The sequence below is a fragment of the Mycolicibacterium wolinskyi str. Jessa 2025 genome (assembly GCF_049241375.1).
Lineage (GTDB): Bacteria > Actinomycetota > Actinomycetes > Mycobacteriales > Mycobacteriaceae > Mycobacterium > Mycobacterium wolinskyi.
This window is the reverse complement of sequence record NZ_CP185960.1, coordinates 4,171,920-4,191,442: the sequence shown is the minus strand read 5'-3', so window position 1 is coordinate 4,191,442 and position 19,523 is coordinate 4,171,920. Positions and strand designations below refer to the sequence as shown.

The window sequence follows — 19,523 nt, the reverse complement described above, 5'->3', positions numbered from 1 at the left end:
TGGAGTGGCGGTCGGCCTCGAATGCCACTCCAATGTGACAATGAGGCCCGGTTCAAGCGTGCGGGGCTGCGGTCGACGCCGCTGACAAGCGGGCTACGGTATGGATATGACCGGCCACGGACTCCTCGTGGGCCGCTACGAACTGCGCCGCGTCTTGGGCTACGGCGGAATGGCCGAAGTCTGGGACGGCTGGGACCATCGACTGGACCGCGCCGTCGCCGTCAAGATGATGCATCGAGCGGTTGCCGCGCAACCCGACACCCGGCGACGTTTCGAAAGTGAAGCTCGTGCGGCCGCGAGGTTGTCGCACCCGAACATCGTGGCAGTGCACGACTTCGGCGAACAGGACGGAACACCGTTCATCGTGATGGAGCGGTTGCCGGGCCAAACGCTCGCTGACGTCATCGCCCAGGGACCGCTTTCGCCGCAGCGCGCGGGGGCGGTACTGGTCGACGTGTTGTCTGCACTCGCGGCTGCCCACGGCGCCGGCGTGCTGCACCGCGACATCAAGCCGGGAAACATCCTGGTCGCTGCCAACGGAAGTATGAAGGTCGCCGACTTCGGCATCGCAAAGACCGCCGGCGACGTTCAGACGATGGCGGGCCAGGTGGTCGGAACGATGGCCTATATGAGTCCCGAGCGCATCACCGGTGCACCCGCGTCGGTGAGCGACGACCTGTACGCCGTCGGCGTGATGGGCTACGAGGCGCTGGTTGGCTTCCGAGCCTTCCCGCAGGACACGCCCGGTGCCGTGGTGCACGCGATCATGGACAACCCGCCGCCACCGTTGAGCGTCGTTCGCCCCGACGTCGACCCCGCCCTGGCCGGGACGATCGATCGAGCCATGGCCCGCGATCCCCGACATCGGTTCGGCAGTGCCGAGGACATGCGTTCGGCCCTCGCCGGCAATGCCGTGGCGGCCTTCGCGGGCCCGGCCATCGCCGGCGGGCCACCTCGCCCGGCCACCAAGGTCTTCACCCAAGCTCCGATGGCTCCGGCCGCCACCTACTTCGTGCCTGCGGCGCCGAAGCGCAGAATTCCGGCCAGGACGCGCAAGATTCTCGCCGCCGCGGCGATCATCGCCGCCTTCACGGTGTCGGTGCTCGCCGTCGCGATGGACTCGTCTTCCACCCAGGCGCCTGACCCCGTCAGCACCAGCACCTCGGTGCCGACTCCGAGCAGCGCTCCGCCTGCGCCTCCGCCTCCGGCACCTGTTGTCGATCACCCCCGAAATGAGGGCAACGGCAAGGGCGAGGGCAACAAAGACCACAAGAAGAATCCTGGCCATGGCGGCGGAAACGGCAAGGGCGACAAGGAGAAGCGCGAATAGCGTTTGTCCCGTCATTGTCACGCTGGAGTAGCGCGCGGGCTCGGTAGTCACTCTGGTGTGACAATCGTTGGCGCGCATGGGTTTCCCGCTCGTCATTGTCACGCTGGAGTGGCGTGCGGGGTTGGCGGTCACTCTGGTGTGACAGTCGCGGGCGCGCACGGGTTTCTGCCCACCATTGTCACGCTGGAGTGGCGTGCGGGGTTGGCGGTCACTCTGGTGTGACAGTCGCGGGCGCACACGGATTCCCGCCCACCATTGTCACGCTAGAGTGACGCCCGGCTTCGGCAATCACTCTGGCGTGACAATCATTGGGGCACGCGGAAGCCACAGCCCACTCAGTCGCGCACGCTGACCCGGCCGACTCCCCAGATGTCGTCGCAGTACTCGGTGATGGCCCGGTCCGACGAGAATTTGCCGCTGCGCGCCGAGTTCAGGATCGACATTCGCGTCCAGGCATCGGTATCGCGCCACACCGCCGAAACCCGGTCCTGGCAGGCGATGTACTCGGCGTAGTCGGCCAACACGAGGAACGGGTCGGAGTTGCGCAGTGAGTCCACGATCGGGCGCAGCACCTCGGTGTCCCCGCCGGAGAACTGGCCGAGTTCGATGAGCCCCAGGACGGCCGCCAACTCGTCGTTGGTGGTGATGTAGTCGGCGGGACGGTAGCCCTGTGCCTTGACTCGTGTGACGTCGGCTTCGGTCAGGCCGAACAGGAAGAAGTTCTCGGCTCCGACCTCGTCGCGCATCTCGACGTTGGCGCCGTCAAGCGTGCCGATCGTCAACGCGCCGTTGAGCATGAACTTCATGTTCCCGGTGCCCGACGCCTCCTTGCCCGCGGTCGAGATCTGCTCGGACAGATCGGCGGCGGGGTAGATCAGCTGGGCGTTCTGCACGTTGAAATTGGGCACGAACGCGACCTTGATGAACTGGTTGACGGCCGGGTCGGTGTTGACCGTGTCGGCAACGGCGTTGATCAGCTTGATGATTCGTTTGGCCAGGAAGTAGCCGGGGGCCGCCTTGCCGCCGAAGATGAAGGCGCGCGGGCTGATTGCCAGGCCGGGGTTCTGCTTGAGCCGGTGATACAGCGTGATGATGTGCAGGACGTTGAGGTGTTGGCGCTTGTATTCGTGGATGCGCTTGACCTGAATGTCGAACAGCCAGTCGGGGTTCAGTTCCACGCCGGTGGTGGCGTGCACGTAGTCGGCCAGCCGAGCCTTGTTGGCGCGCTTCACCGCACGCCAGCGCGCCCGGAACGTCGCGTCGTCGGCGTACGCCTCCAGTCCCCGCAGCTTGGTCAGATCGGTCAGCCAACCCTGGCCCACGGTCTCGTCGAGCAGGTCGCGCAGCCCCGGATTGGACAGCGCCAGGAACCGGCGCGGTGTCACGCCGTTGGTCTTGTTCGAGAACCGCTCCGGCCACAGCTCGTAGAAGTCTTTCAGCACACTGGCTTTCAACAATTCGGAGTGCAGTGCCGCGACGCCGTTGATGGCGTGGCTGCCGACGGTGGCGAGGTGGGCCATCCGCACGCTCTTGCCGTTGTCCTCACCGATCAGCGACATGCGTCGCACTCGGTCCTCGTCGCCGGGGAACGCGGCCCGCACCTCGTCGAGGAAGCGCCGGTTGATCTCGTAGATGATCTCGAGGTGGCGGGGCAGGGACTCGCCGAACATCGCCAGCGGCCAGGTTTCCAGGGCTTCCGGTAGCAGCGTGTGGTTGGTGTAGCCGAAGGATGCGACGGTGATGGCCCACGCCTCGTCCCAGCCGAGGCCGCGCTCGTCGACGAGCAGCCGCATCAGCTCGGCCACGCCGATCGACGGATGAGTGTCGTTGAGCTGCAAGGCGAACCGATCGGGCAGCTCGTGCACGGAGACGTCGGCCAAATCATCGAGGATGTGCAGGACATGTTGCAGCGAGCAGGACACGAAGAAGTACTGCTGGAGGAGACGCAGCCGCTTGCCTGCCTCGGGCTCGTCGTTGGGGTAGAGCACCTTGGTGACGGTCTCGGAGTTGACCTCGTCTTCGACGGCCCGGTAGTAATCGCCGGTGTTGAAGGCGTCGAGGGCGAACGACTTGACGGCCCGAGCGCTCCACAGCGTCAGCACGTTGCACGTCTTGACGCCGTAGCCCTGGATCGGGGTGTCGTATGCGACGCCTTTGAGCACCCGTCCCGGCACCCACCGGACGCGGTCGTGACCGGCGTCGTCGACGTAATGCTCGGCGTAGCCGCCCCAGTAGACGAGGTAGCTGACGTCGGGTTTGGCGATCTCCCAAGGGTTTCCGGCGTCGAGCCAGTTGTCGGTCTTCTCGACCTGCCAGCCGTCGTGGATCTCCTGGTCGAAGATGCCGAACTCGTAGCGGATGCCGTAGCCGATCGCCGGGCGCTCAAGCGTGGCAAGGGAATCGAGGTAGCAGGCGGCCAGTCGCCCCAGACCGCCGTTGCCCAGTCCCGGTTCCTCTTCGCACGCGAGCACCTCGTCGAGGTCCTGGCCGAGTTCGGCCAGGGCGGCGCGCGCGGCCGATTCGATCTGCAGGTTGAGCAGGTTGGCGCCGAGCTGCGGACCCATCAGGAACTCGGCCGACAGGTAGCAGGTCACCTTGCGGCCGAGATCGAGTGACGTCTGCGTGGATACGACGCGGTTGTCCTGCATGCGGTCGCGTACGGCGAGCGCGAGTGCCCGGTAGTAGTGCTCGGGCCGCAACGCGGCAGCCGGGCGGCCGATCGAGTAGCGCAGATGGTCGACGATGCCGCGGCGTAACGCGTCAGCCGACAGGCCCGTGCGGCTGTGTTCGTGAACGGGTGCGGAAGGCGCGACATCGGTCATAGCGCGCAGCTTGGCAGTGCCGAGTGCACGCCAGGCGGGGGATGGGCATCAGGCAGATGAACGCCGTTAGACCGCCGTCAGATATCTGCCGGTGACGACGCGTTGCGCGAGCCGGGTGACCGGCCCACCAAGCTTGCTCCACCACGTCGCAGGCCGTGAGAACGCCGCGATCTCGGCATAAACCGTGTCGGTCGCGGGGTCGTAACGCACCGAGAACAGTTCTTCACCGGATTCCGGATGGCCTGGCAACGTGCCGTACGCGAAGCCGCGGCGGTCGGGCTCAGGACCTGATTCGGAGAGTACGTAGACCACCCGGCACGGCGCCGGGATCGGCCCGAGCCGCACCAGCAGTTCGGTGCCCACCTCCGCCACGTCGCTGGTGGTCTGCACGCCGAGTCCGGCTCCGCGCTGCATACCCCAGCGCAGCACCGAGTCGCCGGCGCGCTCGAACCGCTCCCGGCCGGATCCGATCACCGCCGAGGCACGAGCGTGGTGGTAACCGTCGGGCATCACACCGGCGGTGGCCCCCACTTCGGGATAGGTCAACGCCAGCCCGGCGAGGTCGCTCAGTTTCACACCCACCACCATGGCACTTCGCGCGTGGTCGGCGACAGGCAATACGGTGGCGGTGTGGCCTCCGACTCCGACCTCGCCGGCAACCATCCTGGCGGCGGCTTCAACCCGCCCGAGCCGACCGATCGTGGCGGACCCGATTACGGCCGGTTCGTGGAGGCCGTGCGGACCCTGCAAGACCATGCCAGGGCAGCCGATGCGCCCGACGATGTGATCACCGAGGCCGCCAACCTGATCGAGAAGGTCTCGGCGTTGCTGGCCCCGTACGATGCCGACGAGTGGAACTCGCCGTCGGGCCGACGCATGGACCTGCCCAACCGCGGCAACGTCAGCTCCGTGCCGGTGCACCTGGACGTGACGGCCGACAACCAAGTCACCGGAACCGCGTCGTTCCGGCGGTTCCACCTCGGCCGCAACGGTGCGGTACACGGCGGCTGGCTGGCCCTGCTGTTCGACTCGCTGCTGGGTTTCACCACTGCCAAACTGACTCGCAGCCCGTATCAACGCACGGGTTATCTGCACGTCAACTACCGCAAGATCGCGCCGATCGAGAAGGAACTGCAGGTGGAGGCTGGTATCGACCGGATCGAGGGTCGCAAGATCTTCGTGACGGGCCGGTTGTGCGACGGCGCTGACGTGCTCACCGAGGCCGAGGCCCTGTTCGTGCGGCTCAAGCCGGGGCAGCCATGAACATCTCGGAGGCCAAGCGCGCGTGGGCGAGCTGGCGTGACCGGCTTCGCGAGCGGCGGATGGTGAACTTCGCCTATCGCATCGTCGTCGGCGTGGTGGGCACGGTCGTGCTGTGTGCCGGCATCATCGCCATTCCGTACCCGGGGCCGGGCTGGGCCATCGTGTTCCTCGGGCTCGCGATCCTGGCCACCGAGTTCCGCTTCGCCCAAGTCGCGCTGCATCACGTCCGGCTCCGCTACGACGCGGTGATGGAGTGGTTCGGCCGGCAGCACATCGCTGTCAAGGCGCTGAGCGCGGCTTTCACCGCACTGGTCGTGGTCGTTAGTTTGTGGGGATTGGGCGCCCTCTATTTCATGGGCGACCTCGTCGGGTTCGAACCGCCGTGGCTCAAGAGCCCGCTGGGCATCGGGTCGTAGCGGTAGTACCTGGCAGAAGTACGTCGATAACCCCCGATAGCATTAGTCGCGATCACCCGATCTTTCGAAGTCCGCGCACCGTACAGGAGAGTTCCGATGACCGCCGTCGCCAGTTCCGCCCCAGCAGCCCCTATCCGGGTGCCTGCCGGGACGACCGCGGGCGCGGCGGTTCGCGAAGCGGGGCTGCCCGGCCGTGGCGCCGCCGACGCCATCGTGGTCGTCCGCGACGCCGAGGGACGGTTGCGCGACCTATCGTGGGCGCCTGACAGCGACGTCGAGGTGACGCCGGTGGCCGCCGACACCGAGGACGGCCGCAGCGTCATCCGGCACTCCGCGGCCCACGTCCTGGCGCAGGCCGTGCAGGAACTGTTCCCGCAGGCCAAACTCGGCATCGGCCCGCCCATCACCGACGGCTTCTATTACGACTTCGACGTCGCCGAGCCGTTCACGCCCGAGGACCTCGACAAGCTCGAGAAGCGCATGCGCCAGATCGTCAAGGACGGTCAGCTGTTCTCGCGGCGCGTCTACGAGTCCAAAGACCAAGCGCGCGAAGAGCTTGCCAACGAGCCATACAAGCTCGAACTCGTCGACGACAAATCCGGTGACCCCGACGTCATGGAGGTCGGCGGCGATGAGCTGACCGCCTACGACAACCTCAACGCCCGCACCAAGGAACGGGTCTGGGGAGATCTGTGCCGCGGGCCGCACATCCCGACCACCAAGTACATCCCGGCGTTCAAGCTGACCCGCAGTTCGGCGGCGTACTGGCGCGGGAACCAGAACAACGCGAGCCTGCAACGCATCTACGGCACCGCATGGGAGTCGCAGGAGGCCCTCGACCGCCATCTCGAGCTCATCGAGGAGGCGCAGCGCCGCGATCACCGCAAGCTCGGCGTCGAACTCGACCTGTTCAGCTTTCCCGACGAATTGGGTTCGGGCCTACCGGTTTTCCATCCCAAAGGTGGCGTGGTGCGCCGCGAGCTCGAGGACTACTCGCGGCGCAAACACCTTGAGGCGGGCTACGAGTTCGTCAACACCCCGCACATCACCAAGGAAAACCTGTACATCACGTCGGGCCATCTGGAGTGGTACGCCGACGGCATGTTCCCGCCCATGCACATCGACGCCGAGTACGACGCGAACGGCGAGGTGCGCAAGCCGGGTCAGGATTACTACCTCAAGCCGATGAACTGCCCGATGCACCACCTGATCTTCCGCTCGCGGGGGCGGTCGTACCGCGAACTGCCGTTGCGGCTCTTCGAGTTCGGCTCGGTGTACCGCTACGAGAAGTCGGGCGTGATCCACGGCCTGACCCGCGTGCGGGGCATGACGCAGGACGACGCGCACATCTACACCACGCGCGAGCAGATGCGCGACGAGCTGAGCTCGCTGCTGCGCTTCGTGCTGGACCTGTTGAGCGATTACGGCCTCGACGACTACTACCTGGAGCTGTCGACCAAGGACCCGGAGAAGTACGTCGGCTCCGATCAGATCTGGGAGGAGGCCACCGAGACGCTGCGTGAGGTCGCCGAAGCCTCCGGCCTCGATCTGGTGCCGGACCCGGGTGGCGCGGCGTTCTACGGACCGAAGATCTCGGTGCAGGTCAAGGATGCGCTCGGGCGCAGCTGGCAGATGTCGACCATCCAGCTCGACTTCAACATGCCCGACCGGTTCGAGCTGGAGTACACCGCCGCCGATGGCAGCCGGCAGCGCCCGGTGCTGATCCACCGCGCACTGTTCGGGTCGATCGAACGGTTCTTCGGCGTGCTCACCGAGCACTACGCGGGCGCGTTCCCGGCGTGGCTGGCACCGGTCCAGGTCGTCGGGATCCCGGTCGCCGACGCGCACGTGCCCTACCTGGAAGAGGTTGCGGCGCAGTTGAAGTCGCGTGGCGTCCGGGTCGAGGTCGACTCCAGCGACGACCGGATGGCGAAGAAGATCGTCAACCACACCAACCAGAAGATCCCGTTCATGTTGCTCGCCGGCGACAAAGACGTCGAGGCCGGCGCGGTGAGCTTCCGATTCGGTGACCGCACCCAGATCAACGGCGTGCCGCGCGACGAGGCCGTCGAGGCCATCGTGAACTGGATCGCCGGCCGGGAGAACGCGACGCCCACCGCCGACCTGGTGAAGGTAGGCGCTCCCGAGTGACCGAGGACGAGCGCACGATCGTCGACCGCGGCGTCGGCGACCCCGACCACTTGCAGCGCCTGTGGACCCCGCACCGCATGAGCTACATCGCCGAGGCCCCGATGAAAAAGCGCGGCGAGGGCGGTGGTTCGGCCAGTTCGTCTCAGCCGTTCACCGACATCCCCGAGATGTCCGACGAGGACGGCCTCATGGTGGCGCGCGGTGAGCAGGTGTATGCCGTGCTCAACCTGTACCCGTACAACCCGGGCCATCTGATGGTCGTGCCGTATCGGCGGGTGTCGGAGCTGGAGGATCTGACCGACGCCGAGAGCGCCGAGCTGATGGCGTTCACGCAGAAGGCGATTCGCGTGATCAAGGCGGTGTCGCGCCCGCACGGTTTCAACGTGGGCCTGAACCTGGGGACGTCGGCGGGCGGGTCATTGGCCGAGCATCTGCACATGCACGTGGTGCCGCGATGGGGTGGTGACGCCAACTTCATCACCATCATCGGCGGCTCCAAGGTGATCCCGCAGCTGCTGCGCGAGACCCGTGAGCTGCTCGCGACGGAGTGGGCTCGTCAGCCGTGAGCAATTTCTACCTCATGACCCGCGCGGCCTACGTCAAACTGTCCCGGCCGGTGGCCAAGGCCGCGCTGCGTGCCGGGTTGACGCCCGACATCGTGACGTTGGCGGGCACCGCGGGGACGGTGATCTCGGCGCTCACCCTGTTCCCGATCGGGCAGTTGTGGTGGGGCGCGTTCGCGGTCTGGATCTTCGTGCTCGCCGACATGCTCGACGGTGCGATGGCCCGCGAACGCGGCGGCGGCACCCGCTTCGGGGCGGTGCTCGACGCGACGTGTGACCGCATCGCCGACGGTGCGGTGTTCGCCGGGTTGCTGTGGTGGGCCGCGTTCGGGCTCGACAGTGCGACGCTCGTGGTGGCGACGCTGATCTGCCTCATCACGTCACAGGTGATCTCCTACATCAAGGCCCGCGCCGAGGCCAGCGGGCTGCGCGGCGACGGCGGCCTCATCGAACGTCCGGAGCGGTTGGTCATCGTCCTCGTGGGCGCCGGGCTCTCCGGGGTTCCGTTCCTGCACATGCCATGGCTTCTGCACGTCGCGATGTGGCTGCTCGCCGTGGCCAGCGTCGTCACCCTGCTGCAGCGGCTGCACACCGTGCGGATCTCACCGGGCGCGATGGACCCGCTGCAACCGGCGTCACCCAACAACGGCGAGAAGCCGGAGACGAGCGAGCCGTGAACACCCCCGGCCGCATGCCGCTCGGCGAGCACGTGACGGACTTGGGCTACGCGGCTGGTTGGCGGCTGGTGCGGGCGCTCCCGGAGCGCATGGCGCGCAACATGTTCGGGGCGGGCGCCCGGTACGCCGCACGCAACGGCGGACCGGCACAGCTCCGGAAGAACCTCGCGCGGGTGACCGGTGTTTCGCCCGCCGAGGTGCCCGACGCGCTGATGCGGGCTTCGTTGGCCTCCTACGCTCGCTACTGGCGGGAGGCGTTCCGGCTGCCGACCATGGATCACCAAGTTCTGGGCAAGCAACTCGATGTGCTCGATATCGAGCTGGTGTGGGCGGCGATCGAAGCCGGCCGCGGTGCAGTGCTTGCCCTGCCGCACAGCGGCAACTGGGACATGGCCGGCGTGTGGCTCGTGCAGAACTACGGCACCTTCACGACCGTCGCCGAACGACTCAAACCCGAATCCCTGTACCACCGGTTCGTCGCTTATCGGGAAAGCCTCGGATTCGAGGTGCTGCCCCTCACCGGCGGCGCGCGGCCGCCGTTCGAGGTGCTCGCCGAGCGGCTGACCGACAACCGCGTGATCTGCCTGATGGCTGAACGCGACCTGACCCGCAACGGCGTGCCGGTCGATTTCTTCGGCGAAGCCACCCGCATGCCCGCCGGCCCGGCCAAACTGGCCATCGAAACCGGTGCCGCGCTGCTGCCGGTGCACTGCTGGTACGAGGGCGACGGGTGGGGGATGCGCGTCTATCCAGAACTCGATACGTCGTCGGGGGACGTCATGGTGGTGACGCAGGCGCTGGCGGACCGCTTCGCCGACAACATCGCCGCCTATCCGGCCGACTGGCACATGATGCAGCCGCAGTGGCTCGCCGATCTGTCCGATGAACGACGCGCCCGGTTAGGCACCTGAGCGATGCGTATCGGGATGGTCTGCCCATATTCGTTCGACGTCCCAGGCGGCGTGCAGTCCCACGTCTTGCAGCTGGCCGAGGTCATGCGCGAGGGCGGGCACTACGTAAGCGTGCTTGCGCCGTCATCGCCCCACGTCAAACTGCCCGACTATGTCGTGTCGGGTGGCAAGGCCGTACCCATTCCGTACAACGGCTCGGTGGCGCGGCTGCGGTTCGGCCCGGCCACGCATCGCAAGGTCAAGAAGTGGATTGCCGATGGTGCGTTCGATGTGCTGCACCTCCATGAGCCCAATGCCCCGAGTCTGTCGATGCTCGCGCTGCAGGCCGCGGAGGGCCCGATCGTCGCGACCTTTCACACCTCGACCACAAAATCGTTGACGCTCAGCGTATTTCAGGGGATCCTGCGCCCGTACCACGAGAAGATCGTCGGCCGCATCGCGGTGTCCGATCTTGCCCGCAGGTGGCAGATGGAGGCGCTCGGGTCCGACGCGGTGGAAATCCCCAACGGCGTCGACGTCGGATTCTTCGCGGAAGCCCCGCTGCTCGACGGTTATCCCCGGCCTGGTCGCACCGTGCTGTTCCTGGGCCGGTTCGACGAACCCCGCAAGGGGATGGCGGTGCTGCTGGGGGCGCTCCCGAAACTGGTCGAACGGTTCAGCGACGTCGAGATCTTGATCGTGGGCCGCGGCGACGAGGACGAACTGCGCGAGCAGGCCGGTGAGCTCGCCGGGCATCTGCGGTTCCTCGGCCAGGTCGACGATGCCACCAAGGCCGCAGCAATGCGCAGCGCCGACGTCTACTGCGCGCCCAACCTCGGCGGGGAAAGCTTCGGCATCGTGCTCGTCGAGGCGATGGCGGCGAGAACTGCCGTCGTGGCAAGCGAATTGGATGCGTTCCGGCGGGTTCTCGACGACGGTGAGGCCGGCAGGCTCGTGCCGATCGACGATGCCGACAGCCTGGCAGGCGCGCTGATCGAGATCCTCGACGACGACGCGGTGCGCGAGCGCTACATCGCACGGGCGGCCGATTGCGTGCACCGCTACGACTGGTCGGTGGTTGCCGGGCAGATCATGCGGGTCTACGAGACCGTGGCCGGCTCCGGAGTCAAGGTGCAGGTGAGCGACTAGATGTCGGCGTGGATCGTGATCACCGTCCTGGTGGTGCTGCTGGTCGTGCTCCTGCTGATCGCCGGCTGGGCCTACCAAACCGCCAACCGCCTGGATCGCTTGCACGTCCGCTATGACCTGTCCTGGCAGGCACTCGACGGCGCACTCGCCCGCCGCGCGGTGGTGGCGCGGGCCGTCGCCACCGATGCCTATGCCGGAGGTCCGGAAGGCAAGCGGTTGGCCGCACTGGCCGATGCCGCCGAACGTGCGCCCCGGTCGGCGCGCGAGGCCGCCGAGAACGAACTGTCCGCGGCGCTGGCCGGAGTCGATCTCGCGGCGTTGCCGGTGGCGCTCGTCGCCGAATTGGCCGACGCCGAGGCGCGGGTACTGCTCGCTCGTCGCTTCCACAACGACGCCGTGCGCGACACCCTGGCACTTCGGGAGCGCACCGCGGTCCGCATGCTGCGCCTCGGCGGAAGGGCAGCGCTACCAACCTATTTCGAGATCGCCGAGCGTCCAGAGGCGCAGGCGGGCCCGAACCCGGTCAGCCGCCGCACATCCGCGCGCGTGGTGCTGCTCGACGAAACCGGCGCGGTGCTCCTGCTACGCGGCAGCGACCCGGCCCACAACGATCCGCACAACCCGGCGCCGCGGTGGTGGTTCACCGTGGGTGGCGCCGTGCAACAGGGCGAGGACCTGCCGGCCGCGGCGGCCCGCGAACTGTTCGAGGAAACCGGGCTCAAGGTGCAACCGGCCGACCTGATCGGGCCGGTGTGGCGGCGCGACGCGGTCATCGACTTCAACGCATCGGTGATCCGCAGTGAAGAGCTGTTCTTCATCTACCGCACGCACCGGTTCGAGCCCTCGGCATCGGGCCGCACCGCACTCGAGCGGCACTACATTCACGGTCACCGCTGGTGCGATGCGACAATGATCGCCGAGTTGGTTGCCGGCGGGGAGACTGTGTATCCGCTTCAACTGGGTGAGCTGCTGGCTTCGGCCAATGAACTGGCCGAGCAGTCGCTGGTGAACGCGCGTGGATCCGCGCTGCAAGCCATCCGGTGATTGCGGATTTAATGGATTTGGCGGCTCCACTACACTGAATCAGTAGAAATCTGGAGGAGATAGCAGTGGAAACCGCGGCGCAAAACGGTTCAAACAACCAGACCGGAACCGCGCGTGTTAAGCGTGGCATGGCTGAGATGCTCAAGGGCGGCGTGATCATGGACGTCGTCACTCCGGAGCAGGCTCGCATTGCTGAGGGTGCGGGTGCGGTGGCGGTGATGGCGTTGGAGCGGGTGCCTGCCGACATCCGCGCCCAGGGCGGGGTGTCGCGGATGAGCGATCCGGACATGATCGAGGGCATCATCGACGCGGTCACCATCCCGGTGATGGCCAAGGCCCGCATCGGCCATTTCGTGGAGGCCCAGATCCTGCAGAGCTTGGGTGTGGACTATGTCGACGAGTCGGAGGTGTTGACCCCGGCCGACTACACCAACCACATCGACAAGTGGAAATTCACCGTGCCGTTCGTGTGCGGGGCGACCAATCTGGGTGAGGCGTTGCGCCGGATCACCGAGGGCGCGGCGATGATCCGCTCCAAGGGCGAGGCCGGCACCGGCGATGTCTCCAACGCGACGACGCACATGCGCAAGATCGGCGGCGAGATCCGCCGGCTGACCTCGATGAGCGAGGACGAGTTGTATGTGGCGGCCAAGGAACTGCAGGCCCCCTATGACCTGGTGGTAGAGGTGGCGCGGGCCGGCAAGTTGCCGGTCACGTTGTTCACCGCCGGTGGCATCGCCACGCCGGCCGATGCGGCGATGATGATGCAGCTCGGTGCCGAGGGGGTGTTCGTCGGGTCGGGCATCTTCAAGTCGGGCAACCCCGCGCAGCGGGCGGCCGCGATCGTCAAGGCCACCACGTTCTACGACGATCCCGATGTGTTGGCCAAGGTGTCGCGCGGTCTGGGTGAGGCCATGGTCGGCATCAACGTCGAAGACATCGCCCAGCCCCACCGCCTCGCCGAACGCGGCTGGTAAACAACTCACGTGGCGATCGAAGAGATCCTCGACCTGGAGCAGCTCGAGGTCAACATCTATCGCGGTGGAGTGTTCAGTCCGGAATCCGGCTTCTTGCAGCGGACGTTCGGCGGCCATGTCGCCGGACAGTCGCTGGTGTCGGCCGTGCGGACGGTCGACCCGACGTTCCAGGTGCATTCCCTGCACGGCTATTTTCTGCGGCCAGGGGATGCCAGGGCGCCGTCGGTGTACACCGTCGAACGCATCCGCGACGGCGGCTCCTTCTGCACCCGCCGGGTGAGCGCGATCCAGCACGGCGAGACGATCTTCACGATGTCGGCGTCGTTCCAGACCGACCAGACCGGGATCGAACACCAGGACGCCATGCCCGAGGCTCCGGCACCCGACGATCTCCCGGGCTTCCGGTCCGGGGGAGCGTTCGACGACGCCGGGTTCGCGCAGTTCGCCGAATGGGACGTCCGGATCGTGCCGCGCGACCGCGTGCAGCGGCTGCCGGGCAAGGCGTCACAACAGCAGGTGTGGTTCCGGCACCGCGACCCGCTGCCCGACGATCATGTCCTGCACATCTGCGCATTGGCCTACATGAGCGACCTCACGCTGCTCGGCTCGGCGCAGGTGAACCATCTCGACGTGCGCAAGCACTTGATGGTCGCCTCGCTCGACCACGCCATGTGGTTCATGCGGCCGTTCCGCGCCGACGAGTGGCTGCTCTACGACCAGTCGTCGCCGTCGGCCTGCGGGGGCCGCTCACTGACGCAGGGCAAGATCTTCAACCGGTACGGCGAGATGGTCGCAGCGGTCATGCAGGAGGGGCTGACCCGCTTCAAACGAGACTTCACACCCGAGGCCAAATGACCGCCCACGTGGGGGTGCTCGCGCTGCAGGGCGACACCCGCGAACATCTGGCCGCGCTGCGCGAGGCCGGCGCGGAAGCGTCGACCGTGCGTCGGCTCGCCGAACTCGAGGCCGTCGACGCGCTGGTGATCCCCGGCGGGGAGTCCACCGCCATGAGTCACCTGCTGCGTGAGTTCGACCTACTCGAACCGCTTCGGGCCCGCATCGCCGAGGGCCTGCCGTGCTACGGGTCGTGCGCCGGGATGATCCTGCTGGCGACCGAGATCGCCGATGCCGGCGTCGAGGGCCGGGCCGCACTGCCGCTCAAGGGTATCGACATGACCGTGCGCCGCAACGCTTTTGGCCGGCAGGTCGACTCGTTCGAAGGTGACATCGACTTCATCGGGCTCGATACCCCGGTGCACGCGGTGTTCATCCGGGCGCCGTGGGTCGAGCGCGTCGGGCCCGACGTGCAGGTGCTCGCGCGCGCGGCCGACCACATCGTCGCGGTGCGCCACGGCTCGATGCTGGCCACGTCGTTTCACCCGGAGATGACCGGCGACCGCCGGATCCACAAGCTGTTCGTCGACTCGCTCTGAGTTTCCCGGCCGGGGCGGACCGAGGAGTGACCATGAGGCGCTACGCCAGCAGCGGCAGGTATTACTGGAAGACGCCGGGGGAGGGCGCCTGGCTCCCCAGGGAGTGGTCCTACACGCCGGACGAGTTCGATTCGGTGTCGGTTCTGACCACCACGGAGCGGATGAGCCGGTGGTTCATGAGAACGCTTCTTCGCGCCGATGCCTTTGCCGAGCGCGTTGCGAGAGAGCGGCTCGCGATGACGGCAGTGCGCCGCCACGAGCAGGCACATGCCCTGAGCCGCGCGGGCAGTCGGACCCGTAACGCCACTGTGGTCACCGTTCACGACTCCGGGATCGCCGTGGATGCACGCTCGTCGCCCACGGCACAGGCGATCGCGGACGCCGCCGTGGTCACGGTGGGGATCGAGATCGATGGCACACGGCGGGACGCGGTCACGCTTCTTCCGCGGACGGTTGCGATCGCACCTGCGCAGGAGTTCCTCGTGGTCGATCACCCCGATGACCCGATCCCGCTCTGGGTCGGCCGATAGCGCCGAGGCCGACGCAGTGGTCGATCCGCGGCTCGTGAGCCGACCCTTGTGTCGGTTTCGACGAGTCAGGGCCGGGCGCCGCGTGACCAGCCACGTAGACTGGTCAACCGGAGTTTCAGCAGAAAGAGGAGCACTACCTGCATGAGCGGCCATTCCAAGTGGGCCACCACCAAGCACAAGAAGGCCGTCATCGATGCCAAGCGCGGCAAGATGTTCGCCAAGCTGATCAAGAACATCGAGGTCGCGGCCCGCGTCGGTGGCAGCGACCCAGCCGGCAACCCCACGCTGTACGACGCCATCCAGAAGGCCAAGAAGTCTTCGGTGCCCAACGACAACATCGAGCGGGCGCGCAAGCGTGGCGGCGGCGAAGAGGCCGGCGGCGCCGACTGGCAGAACATCACCTACGAGGGCTACGGCCCCAACGGCGTCGCGGTTCTCATCGAGTGCCTCACCGACAACCGCAACCGCGCGGCCGGCGAGGTGCGCGTCGCGATGACCCGCAACGGCGGCAACATGGCCGATCCCGGTTCGGTGGCCTACCTGTTCTCCCGCAAGGGCGTCGTGACGCTGGAGAAGAACGGTCTCACCGAGGACGACGTCCTGATGGCGGTGCTGGAGGCCGGTGCCGAGGAGGTCAACGACCTCGGCGACTCATTCGAGATCATCTCCGAACCCACCGACCTGGTGGCCGTGCGAACGGCTCTGCAGGACGCGGGCATCGACTATGAGTCGGCGGAGGCGAGCTTCCAGCCGTCGGTCACCGTTCCCGTCGACCTTGAGGGCGCACGCAAGGTGCTCAAGCTCGTCGATGCGCTGGAGGACAGCGACGACGTCCAGGACGTGTACACCAATATCGACATCCCGGACGACGTCGCGGCCCAGCTCGACGAGGAGTAACCGCTCAGCCGACGGCCTCGGCGATCGGCGTCGACCCGGCGATGAGCTCGAATGTCCGTCCGGCGGTGTCCGGCGCGTCGAGGACCGCGAGCAACACCCGCGCGACGTCTTCGCGGGCGATGCTGCCGCGTCCTGTCGACTCTGCGATCGTCACGTTCCCGGTGCCGGGCTCATCGGTGAGCGAACCCGGACGCACGATCGTCGTGCGTAAACCGCTGCGCGCGCGGACATTTGCGTCGGCATCCGACTTCGCCCGCATGTACGCCCGGAACACCTCGTCGTAACTGTCGTCGAGCGATCGGTCGTCGGCCGAGATCGCCGAAACCATCACATACCGCTGCACCCCGGCGGCCTCGGCGGCATCGGCCAGCAGGATCGCGGCGTCCCGGTCGACGGTCTCCTTGCGGGCCGCCCCGCTGCCCGGCCCGGCGCCCGCCGCGAACACCACGGCATCGGCGCCGCGCACCGCCTCGGCCACCTCGTCGACCGAGGCCTGCTCCAAGTCCAGCACGACGGCCTGCGCGCCCGCCGCTTCCAGATCGGCGACCTGGGCCGGGTTACGGATGAGCCCGGCCACCGAATCACCCCGCTCGGCCAGCAGCCGCTCGAGGATCATGGCGATCTTTCCGTGTCCACCAGCAATCACGACGCGCATTGGACCGAGCCTACATAGACGCGTGTCCCTGCCACGGGGCGTCGCCCGGCCACGCTAGGCTCTCGAACAGATGTTCTGACGAAGGGGTATGCGTGCGGGTGATGGGTGTCGATCCCGGGTTGACGCGCTGTGGTCTCTCGGTGATCGAGAGCGGCAAGGGCAGGCATGTCATCGCGCTCGACGTGGACGTGGTGCGCACCCCTGCGGACGAGCCGCTGCAGAAACGCCTGCTGGCGATCAGTGATGCCGCCGAATATTGGATGGACACCCACCGCCCCGACGTGATCGCCATCGAGCGGGTCTTCTCGAACCAGAACGCCAACACGGCGATGGGTACCGGGCAGGCCGGCGGGGTCATCGCGCTCGCCGCCGCAAAACGCGACATCGACGTGCACTTCCACACGCCGTCCGAGGTCAAGGCCGCCGTGACGGGCAACGGGCGAGCCGACAAAGCTCAGGTGACCACAATGGTCACGAAAATCCTTGAGCTGCAGCAGAAGCCGACTCCTGCCGACGCCGCAGACGCCCTCGCTCTTGCCATCTGCCATTGCTGGCGCGCGCCCATGATCGCGCGGATGGCCGCCGCCGAGGCCATGGCCGCCGAACAACGGCGCAAGTACCAGGCCAAACTGAAGGCGGCCCGATGATTGCCTCGGTGCGCGGCGAAGTCATCGACATCGCCCTCGACCATGCCGTGATCGAAGCCGCGGGCGTGGGCTACAAGGTGATGGCCACCCCGTCGACGTTGGCGACGCTGCGGCGGGGCACCGAATCGCGGCTGGTCACCGCGATGATCGTGCGTGAGGATTCGATGACGCTCTACGGCTTCGCCGACGGCGACGCCAGAGACCTGTTCCTGACACTGTTGGGGGTCTCGGGGGTGGGGCCCAAGATCGCGCTCGCGACGCTGGCGGTCCACGATCCGCAGGCGTTGCGACAGGCGTTGGCCGACGGCGACGTGACCGCGCTGACCCGGGTGCCCGGCATCGGCAAGCGTGGCGCCGAACGAATGGTGCTCGAACTGCGGGACAAGATCGGCCCGGTCACCCCGGGCCCCGGTCTCGCGGCCGGTGGCCATGCCGTCCGCGGCCCGGTCATCGAAGCGCTTGTGGGGCTTGGCTTTGCGGCCAAACAAGCGGAGGAGGCCACCGACAAGGTACTGGCCAACGATCCCGAGGCCACCACGTCTGCGGCGCTGCGTGCGGCGCTGTCCATGCTCGGTAAGAAGTAGCTCATGGGTCGCTTCGAGGACGATGACGCCGCCGCCGAGGACCGCGAGGTGTCCCCGGCGCTGACCGTCGGTGAAGGCGATATCGATGCGAGCCTGAGGCCGCGGTCGCTGGGGGAGTTCATCGGCCAGCCGCGCGTGCGCGAGCAGCTGCAGCTGGTTCTCGAAGGTGCCAAGAACCGCGGTGGCACACCCGATCACATCCTGCTGTCCGGTCCGCCCGGCCTGGGCAAGACATCGCTGGCCATGATCATCGCGGCCGAACTGGGCACGTCGCTGCGGGTGACCTCCGGGCCCGCGCTGGAGCGGGCGGGCGACCTGGCCGCGATGCTGTCCAACCTGGTCGAGCACGACGTGCTGTTCATCGACGAGATCCACCGCATCGCCCGGCCCGCCGAGGAGATGCTGTACCTCGCGATGGAGGATTTCCGCGTCGACGTCGTCGTCGGAAAGGGTCCCGGCGCCACGTCGATCCCGCTCGAGGTTGCCCCGTTCACCTTGGTGGGCGCCACGACCCGGTCGGGGGCGTTGACCGGCCCGCTGCGCGACCGCTTCGGGTTCACCGCGCACATGGACTTCTACGAGCCCGCCGAGTTGGAGCGCGTGCTGGCCCGGTCGGCGGGCATCCTCGGGATCGAGCTCGGGGCCGAGGCCGGTGCGGAGATCGCCCGGCGCTCGCGCGGAACACCGCGCATCGCCAACCGGCTGCTCCGCCGGGTCCGCGACTATGCCGAAGTACGCGCCGACGGTGTCATCACCCGCGACATCGCCAAGGCCGCGCTGGAGGTCTACGACGTCGACGAGCTCGGCCTCGATCGGCTCGACCGGGCCGTATTGTCGGCGCTGACAAAAAGTTTCGGTGGCGGGCCGGTGGGCGTCTCGACGCTGGCGGTTGCGGTCGGGGAGGAAGCCACCACGGTGGAGGAAGTGTGTGAGCCGTTCCTGGTGCGTGCGGGGATGGTCGCCCGCACGCCTCGCGGCCGCGTCGCCACCCCGTTGGCCTGGACTCACCTGGGCATGCGGCCACCGGTTACCGGGCTCGGCCAGGCCGGCCTGTTTGAATGACGAGCATGGTCATCGCCGGATTGGTGTTCGCCGCCCTCGCCGCGCTTCTGCATGTCTACATCTTCGTGATGGAGTCGCTGACCTGGACCTCGCCGCGGACACGGGCGACGTTCGGCACAAGCCGGCAAGAGGCCGAGGCCACCAAGGAACTCGCGTTCAATCAGGGCTTCTACAACCTGTTCCTGGCGATCGTCACGGCAATCGGCATCGTCGCGGTCACGTCGGGTCATGACGCGGTCGGCGCGGCACTGGTGTTCGCCGGTGCCGGGTCGATGGTGGCCGCGGCCCTGGTGCTATTGACGACTTCGCCCGACAAGGCCCGGGCCGCGATCACGCAAGGCGCACTTCCGTTGATCGCGGTCGTCCTCGTCGCCGTGGGACTGGCCGTCTAGCCCAGCCCTGATTCTTGCGTGGAAGCTGTTGTGGCAAAACC

Annotated in this window: 21 protein-coding genes; 18 read left to right on the top strand and 3 right to left on the bottom strand. The window is 67.3% G+C overall.

From position 1 onward, the window contains the following. Positions 1-106 precede the first annotated feature (106 nt). Complete coding sequence (locus ACOI2T_RS20570; RefSeq protein ID WP_409505637.1) at positions 107-1,330, top strand: serine/threonine-protein kinase; 1,224 nt, start codon at positions 107-109, stop codon at positions 1,328-1,330. A 335-nt stretch (positions 1,331-1,665) separates the two neighbouring features. Here the strand turns inward: ACOI2T_RS20570 and ACOI2T_RS20565 are convergent, their stop codons facing one another. Together ACOI2T_RS20565 and ACOI2T_RS20560 are read right to left on the bottom strand one after the other, a co-directional pair. Beyond that, positions 1,666-4,152, bottom strand: coding sequence for a glycogen/starch/alpha-glucan phosphorylase (locus ACOI2T_RS20565; RefSeq protein WP_409505638.1), 2,487 nt, complete (start codon positions 4,150-4,152; stop codon positions 1,666-1,668). A 66-nt stretch (positions 4,153-4,218) separates the two neighbouring features. After that, positions 4,219-4,728: a DUF1990 domain-containing protein gene (locus ACOI2T_RS20560; RefSeq protein WP_085142231.1), complete on the bottom strand. Its 510-nt coding sequence runs from the start codon at positions 4,726-4,728 to the stop codon at positions 4,219-4,221. Positions 4,729-4,782: 54 nt separating this feature from the next. On the opposite strand from ACOI2T_RS20560, the gene ACOI2T_RS20555 reads away from it, so the two are divergent. The 13 genes from ACOI2T_RS20555 to ACOI2T_RS20495 all read left to right on the top strand — a co-directional run bounded on the left by ACOI2T_RS20555 (position 4,783) and on the right by ACOI2T_RS20495 (position 16,142). Further along, the gene (locus ACOI2T_RS20555) at positions 4,783-5,415 is read left to right on the top strand and encodes a PaaI family thioesterase (protein ID WP_409505639.1); all 633 of its coding nucleotides are present in this window, start codon (positions 4,783-4,785) and stop codon (positions 5,413-5,415) included. After that, entirely contained in the window at positions 5,412-5,831 is a 420-nt protein-coding gene (locus ACOI2T_RS20550) for a TIGR02611 family protein (protein WP_067859938.1), read from the top strand. The genes ACOI2T_RS20555 and ACOI2T_RS20550 overlap by 4 nt, the downstream gene beginning before the upstream one ends. 96 nt (positions 5,832-5,927) lie before the next feature. After that, positions 5,928-7,982: a threonine--tRNA ligase gene (gene thrS, locus ACOI2T_RS20545; RefSeq protein ID WP_085142102.1), complete on the top strand. Its 2,055-nt coding sequence runs from the start codon at positions 5,928-5,930 to the stop codon at positions 7,980-7,982. Next, positions 7,979-8,548, top strand: coding sequence for an ATP adenylyltransferase (locus ACOI2T_RS20540; protein ID WP_067859921.1), 570 nt, complete (start codon positions 7,979-7,981; stop codon positions 8,546-8,548). The genes thrS and ACOI2T_RS20540 overlap by 4 nt, the downstream gene beginning before the upstream one ends. Further along, positions 8,545-9,222 (top strand): phosphatidylinositol phosphate synthase, encoded by a 678-nt coding sequence (pgsA, locus tag ACOI2T_RS20535; RefSeq protein WP_067859924.1) that lies wholly within the window; start codon positions 8,545-8,547, stop codon positions 9,220-9,222. Before ACOI2T_RS20540 ends, pgsA begins: the two co-directional genes overlap by 4 nt. Before the next feature lie 14 nt (positions 9,223-9,236). Beyond that, a complete protein-coding gene (locus tag ACOI2T_RS20530; protein WP_067859941.1) occupies positions 9,237-10,133 on the top strand; it encodes a phosphatidylinositol mannoside acyltransferase in 897 nt (298 codons plus the stop codon). Between the two features lie 3 nt (positions 10,134-10,136). Beyond that, positions 10,137-11,261: a glycosyltransferase family 4 protein gene (locus tag ACOI2T_RS20525; protein ID WP_409505640.1), complete on the top strand. Its 1,125-nt coding sequence runs from the start codon at positions 10,137-10,139 to the stop codon at positions 11,259-11,261. Beyond that, positions 11,262-12,305 carry an NUDIX hydrolase gene (locus tag ACOI2T_RS20520; protein WP_409505641.1) on the top strand — a complete coding sequence of 348 codons (1,044 nt, stop codon included), beginning with the start codon at positions 11,262-11,264 and terminating at the stop codon, positions 12,303-12,305. 128 nt (positions 12,306-12,433) lie between these two features. Continuing rightward, entirely contained in the window at positions 12,434-13,282 is an 849-nt protein-coding gene (gene pdxS, locus ACOI2T_RS20515; RefSeq protein ID WP_421874179.1) for a pyridoxal 5'-phosphate synthase lyase subunit PdxS, read from the top strand. 9 nt (positions 13,283-13,291) lie between these two features. Then, complete coding sequence (gene tesB / locus ACOI2T_RS20510; protein WP_409505643.1) at positions 13,292-14,137, top strand: acyl-CoA thioesterase II; 846 nt, start codon at positions 13,292-13,294, stop codon at positions 14,135-14,137. Continuing rightward, positions 14,134-14,715 (top strand): pyridoxal 5'-phosphate synthase glutaminase subunit PdxT, encoded by a 582-nt coding sequence (gene pdxT / locus ACOI2T_RS20505; protein ID WP_409505644.1) that lies wholly within the window; start codon positions 14,134-14,136, stop codon positions 14,713-14,715. Before tesB ends, pdxT begins: the two co-directional genes overlap by 4 nt. A gap of 32 nt (positions 14,716-14,747) precedes the next feature. Continuing rightward, positions 14,748-15,245, top strand: coding sequence for a hypothetical protein (locus tag ACOI2T_RS20500; protein WP_409505645.1), 498 nt, complete (start codon positions 14,748-14,750; stop codon positions 15,243-15,245). 141 nt (positions 15,246-15,386) lie between these two features. Continuing rightward, complete coding sequence (locus tag ACOI2T_RS20495; protein ID WP_067844965.1) at positions 15,387-16,142, top strand: YebC/PmpR family DNA-binding transcriptional regulator; 756 nt, start codon at positions 15,387-15,389, stop codon at positions 16,140-16,142. 4 nt (positions 16,143-16,146) lie between these two features. Here the strand turns inward: ACOI2T_RS20495 and ACOI2T_RS20490 are convergent, their stop codons facing one another. After that, positions 16,147-16,797, bottom strand: a complete 651-nt coding sequence (locus tag ACOI2T_RS20490; protein ID WP_067844967.1) for an SDR family oxidoreductase — start codon at positions 16,795-16,797, stop codon at positions 16,147-16,149. A 92-nt stretch (positions 16,798-16,889) separates the two neighbouring features. On the opposite strand from ACOI2T_RS20490, the gene ruvC reads away from it, so the two are divergent. From ruvC to ACOI2T_RS20470, 4 genes are read left to right on the top strand one after another with little or no spacing between them, the layout of a single operon-like run. Further along, positions 16,890-17,444, top strand: coding sequence for a crossover junction endodeoxyribonuclease RuvC (gene ruvC, locus ACOI2T_RS20485; protein WP_085142118.1), 555 nt, complete (start codon positions 16,890-16,892; stop codon positions 17,442-17,444). Beyond that, positions 17,441-18,028, top strand: a complete 588-nt coding sequence (ruvA, locus tag ACOI2T_RS20480; RefSeq protein WP_409505646.1) for a Holliday junction branch migration protein RuvA — start codon at positions 17,441-17,443, stop codon at positions 18,026-18,028. Before ruvC ends, ruvA begins: the two co-directional genes overlap by 4 nt. A 3-nt stretch (positions 18,029-18,031) precedes the next feature. Then, the gene (gene ruvB, locus ACOI2T_RS20475) at positions 18,032-19,090 is read left to right on the top strand and encodes a Holliday junction branch migration DNA helicase RuvB (protein WP_067844971.1); all 1,059 of its coding nucleotides are present in this window, start codon (positions 18,032-18,034) and stop codon (positions 19,088-19,090) included. Positions 19,091-19,095: 5 nt separating this feature from the next. Further along, on the top strand, positions 19,096-19,482 hold the full coding sequence (locus ACOI2T_RS20470; RefSeq protein ID WP_409505699.1) for a DUF1304 domain-containing protein: 387 nt from the start codon (positions 19,096-19,098) through the stop codon (positions 19,480-19,482). The last annotated feature ends 41 nt before the right edge of the window (positions 19,483-19,523 follow it).

Excerpts from the sequence above, each read along its gene's own strand:
- ACOI2T_RS20495 (WP_067844965.1), top strand. The coding sequence starts at position 15,387 with ATGAGCGGCCATTCCAAGTGGGCCACCACCAAGCACAAGAAGGCCGTC.
- pdxT (WP_409505644.1), top strand. The coding sequence starts at position 14,134 with ATGACCGCCCACGTGGGGGTGCTCGCGCTGCAGGGCGACACCCGCGAA.
- thrS (WP_085142102.1), top strand. The coding sequence starts at position 5,928 with ATGACCGCCGTCGCCAGTTCCGCCCCAGCAGCCCCTATCCGGGTGCCT.
- ACOI2T_RS20525 (WP_409505640.1), top strand. The coding sequence starts at position 10,137 with ATGCGTATCGGGATGGTCTGCCCATATTCGTTCGACGTCCCAGGCGGC.
- ACOI2T_RS20500 (WP_409505645.1), top strand. The coding sequence starts at position 14,748 with ATGAGGCGCTACGCCAGCAGCGGCAGGTATTACTGGAAGACGCCGGGG.
- ACOI2T_RS20570 (WP_409505637.1), top strand. The coding sequence starts at position 107 with ATGACCGGCCACGGACTCCTCGTGGGCCGCTACGAACTGCGCCGCGTC.
- ACOI2T_RS20530 (WP_067859941.1), top strand. The coding sequence starts at position 9,237 with ATGCCGCTCGGCGAGCACGTGACGGACTTGGGCTACGCGGCTGGTTGG.
- pdxS (WP_421874179.1), top strand. The coding sequence starts at position 12,434 with ATGGCTGAGATGCTCAAGGGCGGCGTGATCATGGACGTCGTCACTCCG.
- ruvA (WP_409505646.1), top strand. The coding sequence starts at position 17,441 with ATGATTGCCTCGGTGCGCGGCGAAGTCATCGACATCGCCCTCGACCAT.
- ACOI2T_RS20520 (WP_409505641.1), top strand. The coding sequence starts at position 11,262 with ATGTCGGCGTGGATCGTGATCACCGTCCTGGTGGTGCTGCTGGTCGTG.
- ACOI2T_RS20470 (WP_409505699.1), top strand. The coding sequence starts at position 19,096 with ATGGTCATCGCCGGATTGGTGTTCGCCGCCCTCGCCGCGCTTCTGCAT.
- ACOI2T_RS20490 (WP_067844967.1), bottom strand. The coding sequence starts at position 16,797 with ATGCGCGTCGTGATTGCTGGTGGACACGGAAAGATCGCCATGATCCTC.
- ACOI2T_RS20550 (WP_067859938.1), top strand. The coding sequence starts at position 5,412 with ATGAACATCTCGGAGGCCAAGCGCGCGTGGGCGAGCTGGCGTGACCGG.
- ruvB (WP_067844971.1), top strand. The coding sequence starts at position 18,032 with ATGGGTCGCTTCGAGGACGATGACGCCGCCGCCGAGGACCGCGAGGTG.
- ACOI2T_RS20565 (WP_409505638.1), bottom strand. The coding sequence starts at position 4,152 with ATGACCGATGTCGCGCCTTCCGCACCCGTTCACGAACACAGCCGCACG.